This window comes from Streptomyces sp. LE64 (genome assembly GCF_052606915.1).
This window is the reverse complement of record NZ_CP199708.1, coordinates 2,607,788-2,622,063: the sequence shown is the minus strand read 5'-3', so window position 1 is coordinate 2,622,063 and position 14,276 is coordinate 2,607,788. Positions and strand designations below refer to the sequence as shown.

At 67.5% G+C, this 14,276-nt stretch carries 8 protein-coding genes and 4 pseudogenes; 7 read left to right on the top strand and 5 right to left on the bottom strand.

Annotated elements, in window-relative coordinates:
• Positions 1-28: 28 nt before the first annotated feature.
• Positions 29-430 (top strand): annotated as a pseudogene (locus ACSMX9_RS11720) (helix-turn-helix domain-containing protein); the annotation flags it as partial.
• Here the strand turns inward: ACSMX9_RS11720 and ACSMX9_RS11715 are convergent.
• A complete protein-coding gene (locus tag ACSMX9_RS11715; protein ID WP_445402188.1) occupies positions 358-696 on the bottom strand; it encodes an ATP-binding protein in 339 nt (112 codons plus the stop codon). The pseudogene ACSMX9_RS11720 and the gene ACSMX9_RS11715 overlap by 73 nt on opposite strands.
• A gap of 233 nt (positions 697-929) precedes the next feature.
• Here ACSMX9_RS11715 and ACSMX9_RS11710 point away from each other — a divergent pair.
• The 5 genes and pseudogenes from ACSMX9_RS11710 to ACSMX9_RS11690 all read left to right on the top strand — a co-directional run.
• Positions 930-1,709, top strand: a pseudogene (locus tag ACSMX9_RS11710) (transcriptional regulator); the annotation flags it as partial.
• Between the two features lie 120 nt (positions 1,710-1,829).
• Positions 1,830-3,206: an IS1380 family transposase gene (locus ACSMX9_RS11705; RefSeq protein ID WP_445402186.1), complete on the top strand. Its 1,377-nt coding sequence runs from the start codon at positions 1,830-1,832 to the stop codon at positions 3,204-3,206.
• A 160-nt stretch (positions 3,207-3,366) separates the two neighbouring features.
• Positions 3,367-3,954: pseudogene (locus tag ACSMX9_RS11700) on the top strand (transcriptional regulator); the annotation flags it as partial.
• 76 nt (positions 3,955-4,030) lie between these two features.
• Positions 4,031-5,203 (top strand): serine hydrolase domain-containing protein, encoded by a 1,173-nt coding sequence (locus ACSMX9_RS11695; RefSeq protein ID WP_445402184.1) that lies wholly within the window; start codon positions 4,031-4,033, stop codon positions 5,201-5,203.
• A 511-nt stretch (positions 5,204-5,714) separates the two neighbouring features.
• Positions 5,715-7,700 carry a DNA cytosine methyltransferase gene (locus ACSMX9_RS11690; RefSeq protein ID WP_445402182.1) on the top strand — a complete coding sequence of 662 codons (1,986 nt, stop codon included), beginning with the start codon at positions 5,715-5,717 and terminating at the stop codon, positions 7,698-7,700.
• A 94-nt stretch (positions 7,701-7,794) separates the two neighbouring features.
• On the opposite strand, the pseudogene ACSMX9_RS11685 reads toward ACSMX9_RS11690, so the two are convergent.
• Positions 7,795-8,160, bottom strand: a pseudogene (locus ACSMX9_RS11685) (very short patch repair endonuclease); the annotation flags it as partial.
• Between the two features lie 60 nt (positions 8,161-8,220).
• Between ACSMX9_RS11685 and ACSMX9_RS11680 the strand changes: the two are divergent.
• A complete protein-coding gene (locus ACSMX9_RS11680; RefSeq protein WP_445402180.1) occupies positions 8,221-8,409 on the top strand; it encodes a hypothetical protein in 189 nt (62 codons plus the stop codon).
• Positions 8,410-8,472: 63 nt separating this feature from the next.
• On the opposite strand, the gene ACSMX9_RS11675 is transcribed toward ACSMX9_RS11680, so the two are convergent.
• From ACSMX9_RS11675 to ACSMX9_RS11665, 3 genes are read right to left on the bottom strand one after another with little or no spacing between them, the layout of a single operon-like run.
• Positions 8,473-10,482: an AIPR family protein gene (locus ACSMX9_RS11675; RefSeq protein WP_445402179.1), complete on the bottom strand. Its 2,010-nt coding sequence runs from the start codon at positions 10,480-10,482 to the stop codon at positions 8,473-8,475.
• On the bottom strand, positions 10,475-11,485 hold the full coding sequence (locus tag ACSMX9_RS11670; RefSeq protein WP_445402177.1) for a PD-(D/E)XK motif protein: 1,011 nt from the start codon (positions 11,483-11,485) through the stop codon (positions 10,475-10,477). The genes ACSMX9_RS11675 and ACSMX9_RS11670 overlap by 8 nt, the downstream gene beginning before the upstream one ends.
• The gene (locus tag ACSMX9_RS11665; RefSeq protein ID WP_445402175.1) at positions 11,482-14,259 is read right to left on the bottom strand and encodes a Z1 domain-containing protein; all 2,778 of its coding nucleotides are present in this window, start codon (positions 14,257-14,259) and stop codon (positions 11,482-11,484) included. The genes ACSMX9_RS11670 and ACSMX9_RS11665 overlap by 4 nt, the downstream gene beginning before the upstream one ends.
• Between the last annotated feature and the right edge of the window lie 17 nt (positions 14,260-14,276).

The window sequence follows — 14,276 nt, the reverse complement described above, 5'->3', positions numbered from 1 at the left end:
GCGATTCGCCTGAGATCGCCAGCGGCGCGGTATGTCGCAAGAAGTCCTGGCTGGACTCGTCGGCCGTACGGTCGGCTGGCTGAGCAAGGCCGAACATATCCGGCTGGAGCTAGACAGGCCGTCGGTCATTAAATCTCTGGCAGATGCGTTGGGCATGCACGGAATCCGGCAGACGAACCCGCCCTCCCGCGTGGCGGCCCATCAGGCCGTCGCCGAGCTGGGCGCCTCGGACCCGGATCGGGCACGAGGCCCCGGCCTGGCCAGGAAGAACCGGCGCAGAACAGCGGCGCGGACGGCAGGAGCTGCCTTGGGGAGAGCCACCTCCGCCCAGACTCGCTTGCCGTGCTCTACGGGCTCTCACCCTGAGCGGACCGCTAAGAAGCCGACCAACCCGAGTCCGCGCCCGCCTTCAGCACCCAAGGCCGGATGATCGACCTCCGGCATCGCCTCGCTGCTGTCGAATACGCCGATGACCAGGCTGCCCGGCTGATGGCACAACTCCACGGTGACGGGGCCCACCCCATGGAGCACGGCGTTGGTGACCAGCTCGGAGACCAAAAAAAGGCGGATCGCGTCCGTCGTCTCGCCATCCAGGCGGACGCCCCACGCCCGAACCTTGTCCACGACCATGCGCCGGGCAGGAGAGACCTCCTCCTTGATACCCGAGAGAACGAATCGAGTGACGAGGGTGGGCATGGTGAACGCCTCCGAAGGACTGGAGAGCGGCTCCATGCCCGATAGGGGGCGCAGACATGGAGCCGCCGATCTGGGAAACCGCCCGAGCAGCGGCGCCTTGCGCACTGCCCCCGACGGCTGACACCAAGTCAACGTCCTGAACTGCAAGCCCGGAACGTTTCCAGGGGGTTCCTCTTGGGGACGCCCTTCCCTGCGCGTACAGGACCAGTAGCCTCGGAGCAACGCCGCGAGCGATGAACGGGAGTGATGACGTGCCCGGTGAGCCGTTAGCCGTCCACCCGCTGACCTTCGTCCGCCAGTCCCGCGGCTGGGGCAAGGCGGAGTTCGCCCGCCTCATGCAAGCCCACGGAAAGTCGCTCGGAATCCCGCTCGCGACCAACCGCACCACCGTATGGAAATGGGAGCAGGGCCAAGAGCCCGACGCAGACGCGCAGCGCGTCCTCGCAGACCTGCTGCGGGTCCCGAGCGAGCAGCTACAGGCCGAGCAGTGGCCGCGCTGGCTGCCCGTATGGGAGGTGACCGGGCTCACCGCTCCATGGAACGAGGCCGGCACCGTCGAAGCGCTCGACGACCTGGTGGGTAGTGGCCGCCTGGACCGCCGGGGGTTCCTCACCATCACCGGTGCCGCCCTCACAGGGCTGGCGGCGAGCCGGGCCGAGGCGCCGTCCGCCTTCGCCTCGGCGCTCAACGGCGATCGCGTCACCGACACGATGGTCTCGACGATCGAGCAGCGCATCACCACCCTCCGCACGCTCGACGACCAGCTCGGCGGTGCCCGTCTCCTGGAACAGTCACGCGGTGACTTCGCCCTGATCACCGGCCTCCTGAGCGCGGGCCGGTACACGGACGAGATCTGCCTTCGCCTCTACGGGCTGGCGGCACAGGTGTCGCATCTGACCGGCTGGATGGCCTACGACGCCGGGCTCCGGTCCGCGGGACAGCAGTACTACGTAGGCGCCTTGCGCAGCGCCCGCACCGCCGGCGACGACGCCTTCGGCGCCTTCGTCCTAGCCTCGCGCTTTCACGAAGTGGGCTGTCCAGCAGGTGATCAGGACAGCAGAAAGTGCCTCTGACCAGCGAGAATGAGGATTGTCTAGGCCCTTGTTCCCGCCCCTGTCGGAGGCACTTTCCAGGTGAAGAAGCGTATCGGGTCGTACCCGCGTATCCGCGCTGGGGGCGGCGGTCGCGGGGTGGTCTCGCAGACCGGGGCCGTGCTGCTGGTGGAAACGGTCCGCAAGTGCGGTCTGGATCAGGCGATATCGACGGCACTGGCGCCCTGGCGGAAGTCCCGCGCGGTGCACGATCCGGGCAAGACGGTGCTGGATCTCGCGCTTGCAGTAGCGCTCGGCGGCGACTGCCTCGCCGATGTCGCCATGCTGCGGGCCGAGCCCGGCGTGTTCGGGCCGGTGGCCTCAGATCCGACGGTCTCCCGGCTCATCGACACTCTCGCCGCCGGTGGGAACCGTGCGCTGACCGCGATCCGCCAGGCGCGAGCTCACGTCCGCGAACACGTCTGGCAACTGGCCGGCGACGCGGCGCCGGACGCCCGCGGGAAGGTGACCGTTGACCTGGACGGCGTCCTGGTGATCTCCCACTCCGACAAGCAGGACGCGGCCCCCACCTGGAAGAAGACCTTCGGACACCACCCGCTGATGGGATTCGTCGACCACGGCACCGGCGGGTCCGGCGAGCCGGTGGCCGCTGTGCTGCGGCCCGGAAACGCAGGCAGCAACACCGCCACCGACCACATCACCGCGGCCCAACTCGCCCTGGCCCAGCTACCGAAGGGCTACCGGCGAGGCCGGCAGACGCTGATCCGTGCCGACTCCGGCGGCGGCACCCACGAGTTCGTCGCCTGGCTCGCCCGGCGCGGCCGATGGTTGTCGTACTCGGTCGGCATGACCATCACCGAGCAGATTCACCAGGCCGCCCTCAAGGTCCCCGCCACGGCCTGGACGGCAGCGATCGATCCCGGCGGCGAGATCCGGGACGGGGCCTGGGTTGCTGAGATCACCGGAGACTGCCTCAAGGGCTGGCCGAAGGGTATGCGGCTGATCGTCCGCAAGGAACGCCCGCACCCCGGCGCCCAGTTGCGTATCACCGACGCCGACGGACTGCGGCTGACCTGCTTCGCCACCAACACCACCGTCATACCGATCGCGGCACTGGAGCTCCGTCACCGCCAGCGGGCACGGGCCGAGGATCGCATCCGAGCCGCCCGAGCCACCGGCCTACGCAACCTGCCCCTGCACGACACCGCACAGAACCAGGTCTGGCTGGAGATCGTCCAGATCGCCCTCGACCTCCTCGCATGGATGCCCATGCTCGCCCTGACTGGCGAGACCCGCAGGTGGGAGCCCCGTCGTCTCCGGATCCGCCTCTTCTCCGCCGCCGCCCAACTCGTCACCACCGCCCGTCGCCGGCACCTGAGGTTCGCCCGCCACTGGCCCTGGACCGACGTGATCACCGACGCCCTGGCACGGCTCGAAGCCCTCCCGAACCCCGGTTGACCAGCACGTTCCCGTCCCTGCGACAGCACCACCCCGACCGGAGCAGTGGAACCCGGCGCCCACCCGACGCGACAGCCAGGCCATCAGCGTGCCCACCACCGGCCCGAACAACCGAAACGGCCCGCCGAAGAAACCGACGGACCGTCACGAAAGATCGAGGCTAGCGGAGATGGGCGTCCACGTTTCCGAAGCCGGCCGGACCGCTGAACGTGTCGACCTCATCTCCACCGCCATCGACAACGCCCCTCGCACCCTGTCGCCCTACACCCAGTCCTTCCTCCACCTGCACAAGGCCGAAGCGCTCTCCCGCGACGGCGACCACCAGCGCGCCGGCACGGCACTGAATCGCGCCGTCTCCTACTGGGACCGACACACGGAGGGCGAAGATCCCGACTGGCTCGACTGGTTCGGCGAGGCCCAACTCAAGTCCACCGAGGGCAAAGTGCTGCTCCGTGCAGGCCAAGTGGAGGAGGCAACGAGCCTGTTGGAGATCTCCGTTCACAAAGCGACACCCCGGGACAGGGCCGTCCGGTCCAGCCGCCTCGCCGAAGCCCGACTGGTCGGCCACGACCTGGACGGGGCCCTCGACGCCGCGGACTACGGAGCCTCGCTCCTCGAAGACAAGGTCAGCTCTGTACGGGCACTGGATCGCCTGAAGGAGTTCGCCGAGCAACTCGAACCGCACAAGGCCGTCCCAGCAGTCCGCGAGTTCCGCGACCGCCTCCAGGCCCTGCCCGTCGCGTCTTGAACCGGATGCCCGCGCTCGGGCGCAGGAGGCAACCCGGCTTCGGGAAACGGGCGAGTGGAGTGCCACGATGGGCGGCATGACGACGATCGGCGGTGACGTCGCGGCCGGGTTCGAGCCCGTACGCGAGGCGTTCGCGGAAAACTTCGCCCAGCACGGAGACTTTGGCGCGGCGGTCTGCGTGTACCAGGACGGCCGACCGGTGGTGGACCTATGGGGCGGTATCGCCGACCGAGACACCGGTCGCCCGTGGGAGCGGGACACCCTCCAGCTCGTCTACTCGGCCACCAAGGGGGCGACCGCGACCGCCGCGCACATGCTGGCCCAGCGCGGCCTCCTGGACCTGGACGCGCCGGTGGCCGAGTACTGGCCGGAGTTCGCCGCGAACGGCAAGGCAGACATCCCGGTGCGCTGGCTGCTGTCCCACCAGGCCGGCCTCGTCACGTTGGACCGCCCGGTCCCACTGGCCGAGGCGCTGTCCTGGCACCCGATGACGGCCGCACTGGCCAGGCAGCGCCCCGTGTGGACCCCTGGCACCGCGCACGGCTACCACGGCCGAACCTGGGGCTGGCTGGTCGGCGAGGTGATCCGCCGCGTGTCCGGCCGCACTCCCGGCCGCTTCTTCGCCGACGAGATCGCGGCTCCCCTCGGCCTGGACTTCTTCATCGGCCTGCCGGCGAACGAACGCCACCGCGTGAGCCGCATGGCGTACAGAAAGCCGAACGTCGACCTCACCACCTTGCCCGATGACTCGGTCCCCGAAGAACTACGCGAGCAGGTGGCTGCCTGGCGCGACCCGAATTCCTTCAGCAACAGGGCGTACGCGGTCACGGACCCGGCAGCGATCGACTTCGACTCACCCGAGGTGCAGGCCGCGGAATTGCCGGCCTCGAATGGCATCGGTACGGCGCGCGCCCTGGCTCGGATGTACGCGGCGTTGATCGGCGAGGTGGACGGCGTGCGCCTGCTCAGCCCGGAGACCGTCGCGGCGGCGGCCAAGGAGCAGGCGGCCGGGATGGACCAGGTGCTGGTGGCGCCGAGCCGGTTCGCCTCTGGGTACCAGCTGTTTACCCAGGACAACCCCATGAGTTGGCCAAGCGCCTTCGGTCACAACGGCCGGGGAGGCTCCTTGGCCTTCGCTGACCCAGATCACGGAATTGCCTTCGGCTACGTGATGAACCACATCGTCAGTGGGCGCGATGACCTGCGTGCAGGAGTTCTGATCGACGCAGTAATCAGGACATTGGGGTGATGAGAGCCCAGCTATGTCGGCGCGGGGTAGCCACTGACCTCGTTGGCGTCGGTCGCTCAATTCGGTGGCGTGAACCGATGAGCGACTGAATTTCGTGATAAGACCTGGCGTTCTCGAAGTCCACCCGCGCCCCCGCTTGTCGCGCTGCCAGGGCCGCCATGCCACCGGTTCATGGTGAACTGGCTGGATTTTGACAGCTGGTTCACGCGTGACTCATGTGGCTGAAGGAGCCTGTTGGGCGCTAGTGTTTGGCGATCCCGCGGTAACTCGAACGTGCCTTCTGTGTCCTGGCTTCGTTAGTCGGACGAGTGACCAATCACTCCCGCCAACTGCGCTGAATCAGACGCTGGGCTCGACTATGATCGATCATCTCGGCACGTGGAACACCGGTTCGAGCCCGCAGGTCGCGGGGGGTGCGAAAGTCGAGCTGGGGAGCTGTCGGCACCTCCGCTGATCCCGGTGCCCGGAGTGCCAGAATCCTTGCTTCCACCAGTAGGTCTGTGATCTCCTGGTGCTCGTTCATGTCGTGCGTATGGAGGGTTGTGCTGTGAAGGGGAGCGGCTACGGCGTACCTCTTGAACGCAGTGACTACCTCAAGCTGGCCCCACACCCCGACAGCTGCACCCCAGAGACGTTCCAGGAGTGGCTGGAAGGCTTCGGCAAGGGCAAGCGGCTCGCCGTCGATCTCTTCTCCGGTGCCGGGGGGCTCAGCGCCGGAGTGGAGCGGGCGGGCTGGACCACTGCGGCAGCGGTGGACTTTGACGAGCGTGCGCTGGAGACGCACCGGGCGAACTTCCCGGGTCTCAGTCTGCACATGGATCTCGGTGACCCCGCCGAGCGTGACCGGCTCGTGGAGATCCTCGCTTCGGCGAACATCGACCTCGTTGCCGGTGGCCCTCCGTGCCAGCCCTTCAGTCGGGCCGGGCGCAACAAGATCCGCGACTTGGTCAAGAACCACGGGCGTGATCCGGAGGACCGGCGGAAGGAGCTCTGGAGCGCCTACCTGGACATCGTCACGCGGGTCCGGCCCCGAGTGGTCCTCATGGAGAACGTGCCCGACATGGGCCTGCACGACGACTTTTTCGTGATCCGGACGATCGAGGAGAAGCTGGAGGAGCTCGGGTACGCGACGCAGGTACGCCTCGTCGACGCGTGGAACTACGGCGTTCCGCAGCACCGGAAGCGACTGATCCTTCTGGCCCGGAGGGACGTGGCCGAGTTCAACTGGCGGGACCCCGACGTCCAGCCCACCACCCTGCATGACGCCATCGGTGATCTTCCCGAACTGGAGGTCGTGCCCACCGCGCGGGTCGGCGAGCGGGAGATGTCCTATCGCAAGCCGCGCAACCTGTCGCCGTTCGCGGAGATGATGCGCGCGGGCGCTCCCCGGGGGCGCGTGTGGGACCACATGACCCGCAGGGTCCGGAAGGACGACCACCGGATCTTCGAGCTCATGGGGTCCAGGACCAAATACTCGGACCTGGGCGAGCTGCTGAAGACCGATGAAGAGAAGACGTATCAGCGCTACGCCACCGACAAGTACACGGACAAGTACAAGAAGCTGGACTGGCAGCAGCTGAGCCGCACGATCACCGCTCACATCGCCAAGGACGGCTACTGGTACATCCACCCGGAGCAGCTGCGCACGCTCACCGTGCGTGAGGCAGCACGCGTCCAGACGTTCCCTGACAGGTTCCGGTTCTCAGGCACTCGCAGCGATGCGTTCCGGCAGATCGGCAACGCCGTCCCCCCCTTGTTGGGCGAGGCGGCCGCCGAGGCTCTCAAGCCGGCCGACGACGCTTCCGGCGATCGGGAGGGCCTTCAGCCCCACTGGCGTGAGGTCCGGGGCGCGCTCACGGAGTGGGCGAAGCAGCGCCGGGACGGCGCCGACTGGTATCAGCTCCCCGACGAACCAGACGTGGAGCAGGTCTCGCTCCATGCCGCGGTGGTCGCCATACTGTCCGGGGCGAAGATCAGACCAGCCGAGATGGCCGAACTGATGGGCATCGTCCGGCGGGCGAAGAGGCTGACCGCGAAGCTGCTCGACAGGCTGTTGGAGATAGCACCCACGGCACCGGCGCGGTCCCGCCTCGACCGTCTGGCCCCACTCGTGGACAAGCCCTATGCCTGGCGCTGGGAAAAGCGGCTCGACATCCCAGGGAAGCTGGGCATGAAGCCAGGCGAGAAGGCCCTCTACCTTCTGCTGATCGGTGAGGACCTCATGCTCGTCGGGCAGGGGACACTGCGGGTTGCGGCCAGGATGAACGGCCTCGACACGAACCATCCGAACCGGCTCAGCGAGGGACGCGTCAACCTGGTGAAGCTCGTGGGTGCGGGTAAGGACGCCCCACTGCGGATGGGGGCGATCCGGCTCATCGGTTCCGATCTGTGCCGGGAGGACGGGCCCGTCTGCTCCGACTGCCCGTTCCTCGCGTACTGCCCCGACCGGAAGGCCCGTCCGGACGACCTTCTGACGCTGGCCGCCTCACAGAAGTAGTCGAGGTCTGACGCGGAGCTACTGTGCCCCTGCCGGTGGCCTCCGCCACCCGTCTCGCAGCGGCCTCCGCGTCCCGACGGATCTCGCACTCCCAGACCCTGACCACGGTCCAGCCGGCGGCCGTGGCCTGCTCCGTGTTCCGCCGGTCCCGGTCCTTGTTGGCGTTGATCTTGTCCCGCCAAAGAGAGGCGTTCGGGCCGCGGAACCCCTTGGGACCGTGCTCCGGGCAGTCGTGCCAGAAGCAGCCGTCGACGAACACGGCGACGTGGTGGCGGGGCAGCACGAAGTCGGCCGTGCACCTGGGGGCCACCCGTTGCTGGAGACGGAACCTGAGGCCCGTCCGGTGGACGGCCTTCCGCAGAAGGATCTCCGGCCTTGTGTTCCGCGCCCGGCGCCCGTGTAGGTGCTCGCTCGCGGCGGTGGAGACCCACCGCCGTCCCGCCCCGCCGCCCACGTCCATGATCATTACCTTTGTAAGCCCGTCGACAGGCCCCGCTTCGGAGGGTGCCACACTTTGCCCATGCTCCGGGAATCAGTCGAAATCAGCGTCGACGACCACGGCCGTGTCGAGTTGCCGCTCGGGTTGCTGGCGGAGGCCGGCATCCCACCGGGCGCCGAGCTCGTCGCCTTCAGTAACGGTGACGGCCGCATCGTGCTGAGGCGAGCGGAGGACTCGATCAAGGACCTGATCGAGAAGGGGCATCCCTGACCCTCTGCTGCGGTGAACCCGCGACCGGCGCATGAGCCTGGTCGCGGGTGTTCCCTCCCCTTCCTACAGAGCTGGGGTGAACCCCAGCCCCAGGGCCTCCTTGCGCGTGTGTAGCGCCTGAACGGCCTGTGCCTCGGGAACGTCCTCGCCGAGCTCGAGGCGTTTGCCCACGAAGTGAGCCAGCTGCCGCTGCCACGGTTCGAGGACCCTAGTCTCCTTGGCCCAGTCCTCGATCGCGTACCACTCGTCGGCAGGAACCAGCGCGGCCTCGTCGCTCGCACCCGTCTCGTCGCCGGTGCCGCCCGCGAGAGCGTCCTCGTCCAGCGGCTTGTCACGCAGCTCGTGCGAGAGTGCGGGAGGGACGGTCCAGGGCACCTGCGACACGGCGTCCCAGCAGGCGACCTTCTTGGCCCACTCACCGACGTGGCTCCCCGCCAGCGGCGTGGTCACTGCCCTCATGACCCTGGGGCAGAGGTCGTGGACCGCGGCCGTCAGGACCGGCGAGAGGGCCTGCTCCCGCCAGATCTGGTCGAGGTCGATCCGACGGTCGGTCGCCAGGGACAGCCGGGCCACGGTGTATGTGGTGATCATGCTCTTGTGGCTGCCGGCACCGTGGATCGCGGCGATGCGGTCCACGGCCTTGAAAAGGACAGCCATAGCGATCACCCGCTGGCTGTACCGGAGGTCCACACGCGGCGGAGCCTCGTCGACATGCAGCATGAACTCCACGAAGTTCTTCTGGGCACCCCGGCTGACCATGTGCGGCAGTCGGTGCCACGAGTGGACGTACTTGGCCAGATCTGCCTTCGTGAACTTCTGCTTCGAGGGATTGAGCCTCTTGAACTGCTTCTGCCGAGCGGGGGTCCGGGCCTTCGCCAGGGCATCCGTGTACTGGCCACGGGCCCTCTCGTAGAACCAGTGGGTCTCCTGACCACTGCCGTCGGTGGCGGGCGCCCACAGGGAACGGGTGATCCGTTGCATCTCCACGTGGTATTCGTGGTTCGAGCTGAAGTCGACCTGGGTCACCCGGTTCTGGGTGTTGGAGTACTCCGAGATCTTCGGCACGATCTCCGCGAGTCGGTCCGGGGCGACCTCGGTCAGCTTCATCTGAACCCGTACCTCGGACAGGTCGGCCTTGTCCCGTGTGAGGGCATGGTGGAGCGAGGCGGTGGTCTGTCCCCCGTTCACGATCTGGAGGCCGTGCACCCCGGAGATGTGGGTGGGTATGCCATCCGGCCCCCGCACGAGGTCGACCTGCGACGCGGTCGCCGTGATCCCGTTGTTGTAGGCGAGGAACCGGCCCGGCGCGTGGAGCAAGGTCTCTCTGATGCCCTTGTTGACCGCGCCCCGGGTCTGGAGGAAGGAACGGACGTTCAGCTCCAGGAGGCGTGTGTCGTACTCCGCGTACAGCTCGGCGAGCATCTGCCCGGGAACGACTGCCAGGACCACCGAGTGGTCCTCCTCGGAGCTGGGAGCCGCCACGCAAGGAAGTGGTGGGTAGAACGGCACCACGATCGGCTCGCTGAGGGCTCCCGACGTCGCGTGACGGTGCAGCCGTGCCAGGTCCCACACCTCGTGGGTCACCGGCAGGCCGTCGAGTTCCGTGGCGGGGGCCTCGGTGTGGGTGGCCACCCTGTTGCTCAGCAGGAAGAGCCTGACCCGCTGGACCTCGGTGAGTGCCTTGGCGACGGCCGAGCACATGTCGTACACGTCGGAGAACGGCTCGAAGTCCTTCTGGAGCCCGTCCCGGCACCGCACGGCAAACGTCAGAAGACGCCTGAAGTGCGTCTCGACCGGTCCCTTGGTGAGCCTGGTGTCCAGGGGAGCGAGGTGGAAGTCCGTCACGAACAGGTCCAGGCACTCACCAGACTCCCCGATGCCATAACCGTGCACGAGGAGGCCGTGTGCCTTGTGGTAGGCGGTGAAGGCGTTGGAAACGACGCCGGCCTCCTCCAAGTCCTCGAAGACACGCCGGGTGAACGTCTCGGGAGTGGTTGCGGCCTCGGCGTCGGCCGTCGCCTGGACGTCGGCCAGCAGGCTCCTGGAGAACTCCGCGAGATCGAGCTCAGCCATCCGATCCCCCGATCAGTTCTTTCACCTCGTCGGCCCCTGCCCTGTAGGCGGCCAGTGCCGACACGTCCAAGCGGTAGGAGCAGTCGCCGACCCCCTCAGGGAGGTCGGACTCGACCAGCCTCGGGAAGTCGCCCCGCACATGCCAGAACCTCAGGTCACGAAGCGTGTAGCGGGGCTCGTCGTACAGATCCCGCTGCATGGGCAGGTACCCGGCCTGGATGAGCAGGCCGTCGAAGCGGGTCCGGGCGGCGGGGTCGGTGATCTGCCTGCGTATGAGGTCCACGCGTCTGTTCAGGCTCTCCCCCGTTCCTCCCCGACGCTCGTCGAGCTGGACGAGACCGAGCAGGAGCGCTGCCGTGCCCGTCCCGTCAAGCTGACGCTCGCTGGCGATCCGGATGCTCCGAGGGCGCTTGGCGGTGCTTGCCTTCGTCTCCACGGCCACGTCGGGCATCTCGAAGTCCTGGTTCGTCCCCGTGGGGCCGGTCCATGCTGCTACGGCCTCGGCCGGGGACAGCTGGGTGAGCAGCACGTCCCCCAGCACCAGCAGCTCCCCGTAGAGCCCCCGACGCGCCTCGACGGTCAGCCCGTCCCTGCCCACGACGCTCAGGAGCTCCTGCCACCTGCCGAACCGCTGCACCGCGGCGGAGAGGGCGCCGGTGGCATCGGGGGCGTCCCTTGCGACGTCGGCGACGTCGGCGACGAGCGGGTTGAACACCTCGTTGAGATCGTTGGCGGTCAGGACCAGCTGGAGTTCGTACTCGACCCGCGACACCGCGCTCAGGTTCATCTCGATCCCGGCGGCCTTGGGCAGGCGGCTGACCGACCGCACGATCGGGTCGGCCGAGCGGGCGTCAGTGCGCAGGACCAGCATGCGCTGACGGCCAGGGTGGGAGACAGCAAGGTGGATGTCGAGGGGTGAGTCCGTGTACAGACTGATGCTGGACCGCCCCGGAGTGCCTTGCGGGCTCTCCAGCGTCTGCCAGTCGTCTTCGGTGACGTTCACTCGTCGTCCTCCTCTGCGAGGGTGTAGACGTCCTCCTGGAACCAGACCGAGTTGGCGACGTACTCGGTCTTGGACTGGTACTCGGAGTGCGGGAAGCTCAGCTGGAAACCGACGAGCGGCGCTTTCGTGCCCGCGCTGTCGGCGTCCGGGACCGCGATGGGGTAGATCAGCAGCAGGCCTTGGTCGGTGCGGCGCTGCCGGCGGATGTACGGGCCGGCCGGGGTCTTCGACTTCGACTTCTTCTCCTGCTCGTTCGCCGTGATCCCCGCAGCCTTCTCCGCTGCCTCCTTCTGACCGTCGTCGAGGCCGATCAGCTCGTCCGGCGGGCTGAGCACGCGGCGGATCGTGTACCTGCCCTCGGCCCGGAAACCCTCAGGGTTGAGGGCCCTGCGCGTAACGAGGCCGACGGTGTGGCCCGCAACATCCTTCGGCTCCTTCGACTTCGTGCTGCCGACCAAGACCACGGTCCAGTTGTCGAGCTCGCCGACCTTCGTGCACTGCTCGATGTACTTGGCGATGAGCCGGGGACGCACGCGCTGCGCCATACGGTCGGCCTCGTACGAGGTCAGGAACTCGGCAACGACGTCGGCTGGCACACCGTCCCACTTGACGTTGCCGTTCGTGGAGGGCTGCTCGGCGTCACCACTCGCGTCCAAGCGACGGACGAGGGCTTCCAGCGCCCCGAAGTTGTGGTCGACGGCCCTGTCGGCGAGTTTGAAGATCACGGTCTCCGGTCCCTCACCGGAGTAGCTGAGCATGATCTTCGTACCCTGACGCATCTTGTTCGGTGCGGTCACGGTGAGCCCCAGGGAGGAGGAGCGGACCTTCAGGCCGAACTCCGTTGGGGTGAGGCCACGGGTGGCCATCTCCTCGACCTCCCTGCGCAGCTCGTCCGTTGCGGAGGTGACCTCCACGTAGGCGTCCTCGAGCACGGGGGTGGTGTACAGGCGGCACAGGTCCTCGTGACGGGGACGGTAGCCGAACCACCGGCCCATCTGCAGCAGTGTGTCGTATGTCTTCGAGGTCCGCAGGTAGTAGCTGACGGTCAGCCCCTCGAGCGTGAGACCACGGGAGAGCTTCTGCCCTCCGACGGCAATCACGGAGAGCCCGTTCCTCCGGTTCTCGTAGTAGTCGAGGGCATCCTTTGAAGCTCCGTTGACGGTCTTGACCTGGATCTTCCGGAGGGCAGGCAGAAGTTGTTCGGAGACCTGCTCCCAGGTGACACGCTCGGCCTGGTCCGCGGGGAAGCAGTCGGTGGTGGGTTTGAAGTCCCTTTCCCAGAGGGCTCGGAGCTCGGCGCGCAGCTCGGGAGCCTTCCCGTACCGGTCCCGGATCATGTCCACGAGGAGTCGAAGGTGGTCGTCGACCTGGTCTCGGACTCGGGTCTGTACCGAGGTGAAGCGGGTGACGTGCATCAGCATGGAGTTGTGCACCTTCGTCTGGCCTCGGGCCCGCCGGGCGGCGCAGGAGAGCACAAACGAGAGGATCGCCTCGCGCAAGGACCCCGGAAGGGTCTCCCCCGGACCATCACCGGCCTTGTGCTTGGCTGGCAGCCAGGCGTCCGCGTCGTTCACGTGCCGGACGAGGGGGAGAGGCTCCACGTCGGCCTCGTCCTCGTCGTCCACCTGCAGCCCGAAGACCCTCTCGGGACCGAGGTAGTTGGTCGGCGAGGGAAGACTGCGGATGAAGCTGGCAGGAAAGAGGTCCTCTCCCGCCTCGGAGTGCTCCGCATCCGGGTCGATGTAGATGTTGGCGAAGGGGGTCGCCGTGTAACCGACGTAGGCGGACTTGTCGAAGCTCCTCATGAGCTTGCGGATTTCCGCGTTCGTCTTGGTCGGATCCGCGTCGGGATCTCGCACCGTGTTGATGGAGGCGTTGTCGGCCTCGTCGTCGATGACGAACAGCGGAAGGTCCTTAACGGTCTTCTCGCCGTTCTCGTCCTCGGTCCCGTGGACGTCCAGCACCCACTTGCGGACGTACTCAAGGATCTTGTAGTGCTTCTTGACCACCAGGACGACGGGGAAACTGCCCAGGGGGAAGTTGATCGCCTTGGCAGTGGCAAGCCCGAAGTCGCCCTTCTCGCCACTGTTGGTCGGCGACGCGATCTTGAACTCCTTGACCAGCGACGGCATCTTGCCCACACCCATCGCACGGGACCGGCCGTCCTGGTCCGAGCGGCTCTGGTGCTGGGTGTCAAAACCCAGGAGGCCCTCGTCGATCCGGAGCTGGGTCTGGCTACGGAGGTCGTTGTGGATGCCCGCGAGAACCACGACGAAGCGATATCCGGCGTCCACGGCCTTCGCGGCGAGACCGATGTACTGGCCGGTCTTGCCGGACTGCACCTGCCCGATCACGAGCCCCCGGCGCCGCCACGGACCGGGACGTCGTGGGTCCTCCAGCTGGCTCAGCACGTCGTCCGAGGTCTGGTCCAGGCGACGCACCACCCAGGGCGGGAGACTCACTACGTCCTCAAGGTACCTGCGGTACCGCTCCCAGAAGTCCCAGTCTCGGTCGATCTTCGCCTCGGGCAGCCACGGCTCGTGCCCCTTGGCGTCCGTGAGGGCGAGGGAACGCTCCTGGAAGACTGCGACCAGGGTCCGGATCTCCTTGACCAGCAGCTCCCGGTCGACCTCCTCCCCCTGCGCGGCCAGCAGGCCGAAGATGGCATTGACCGCGTTCTGTACCTCCTCCGCCCCCGGCTGCCGGTCCTGTGGCAGGAAGCCGAGGACTAGGCGCTTGGCCTTGGCCATCGAGTCGTCGGACACGTCACTCACGGGGACCTCCAGCAGGA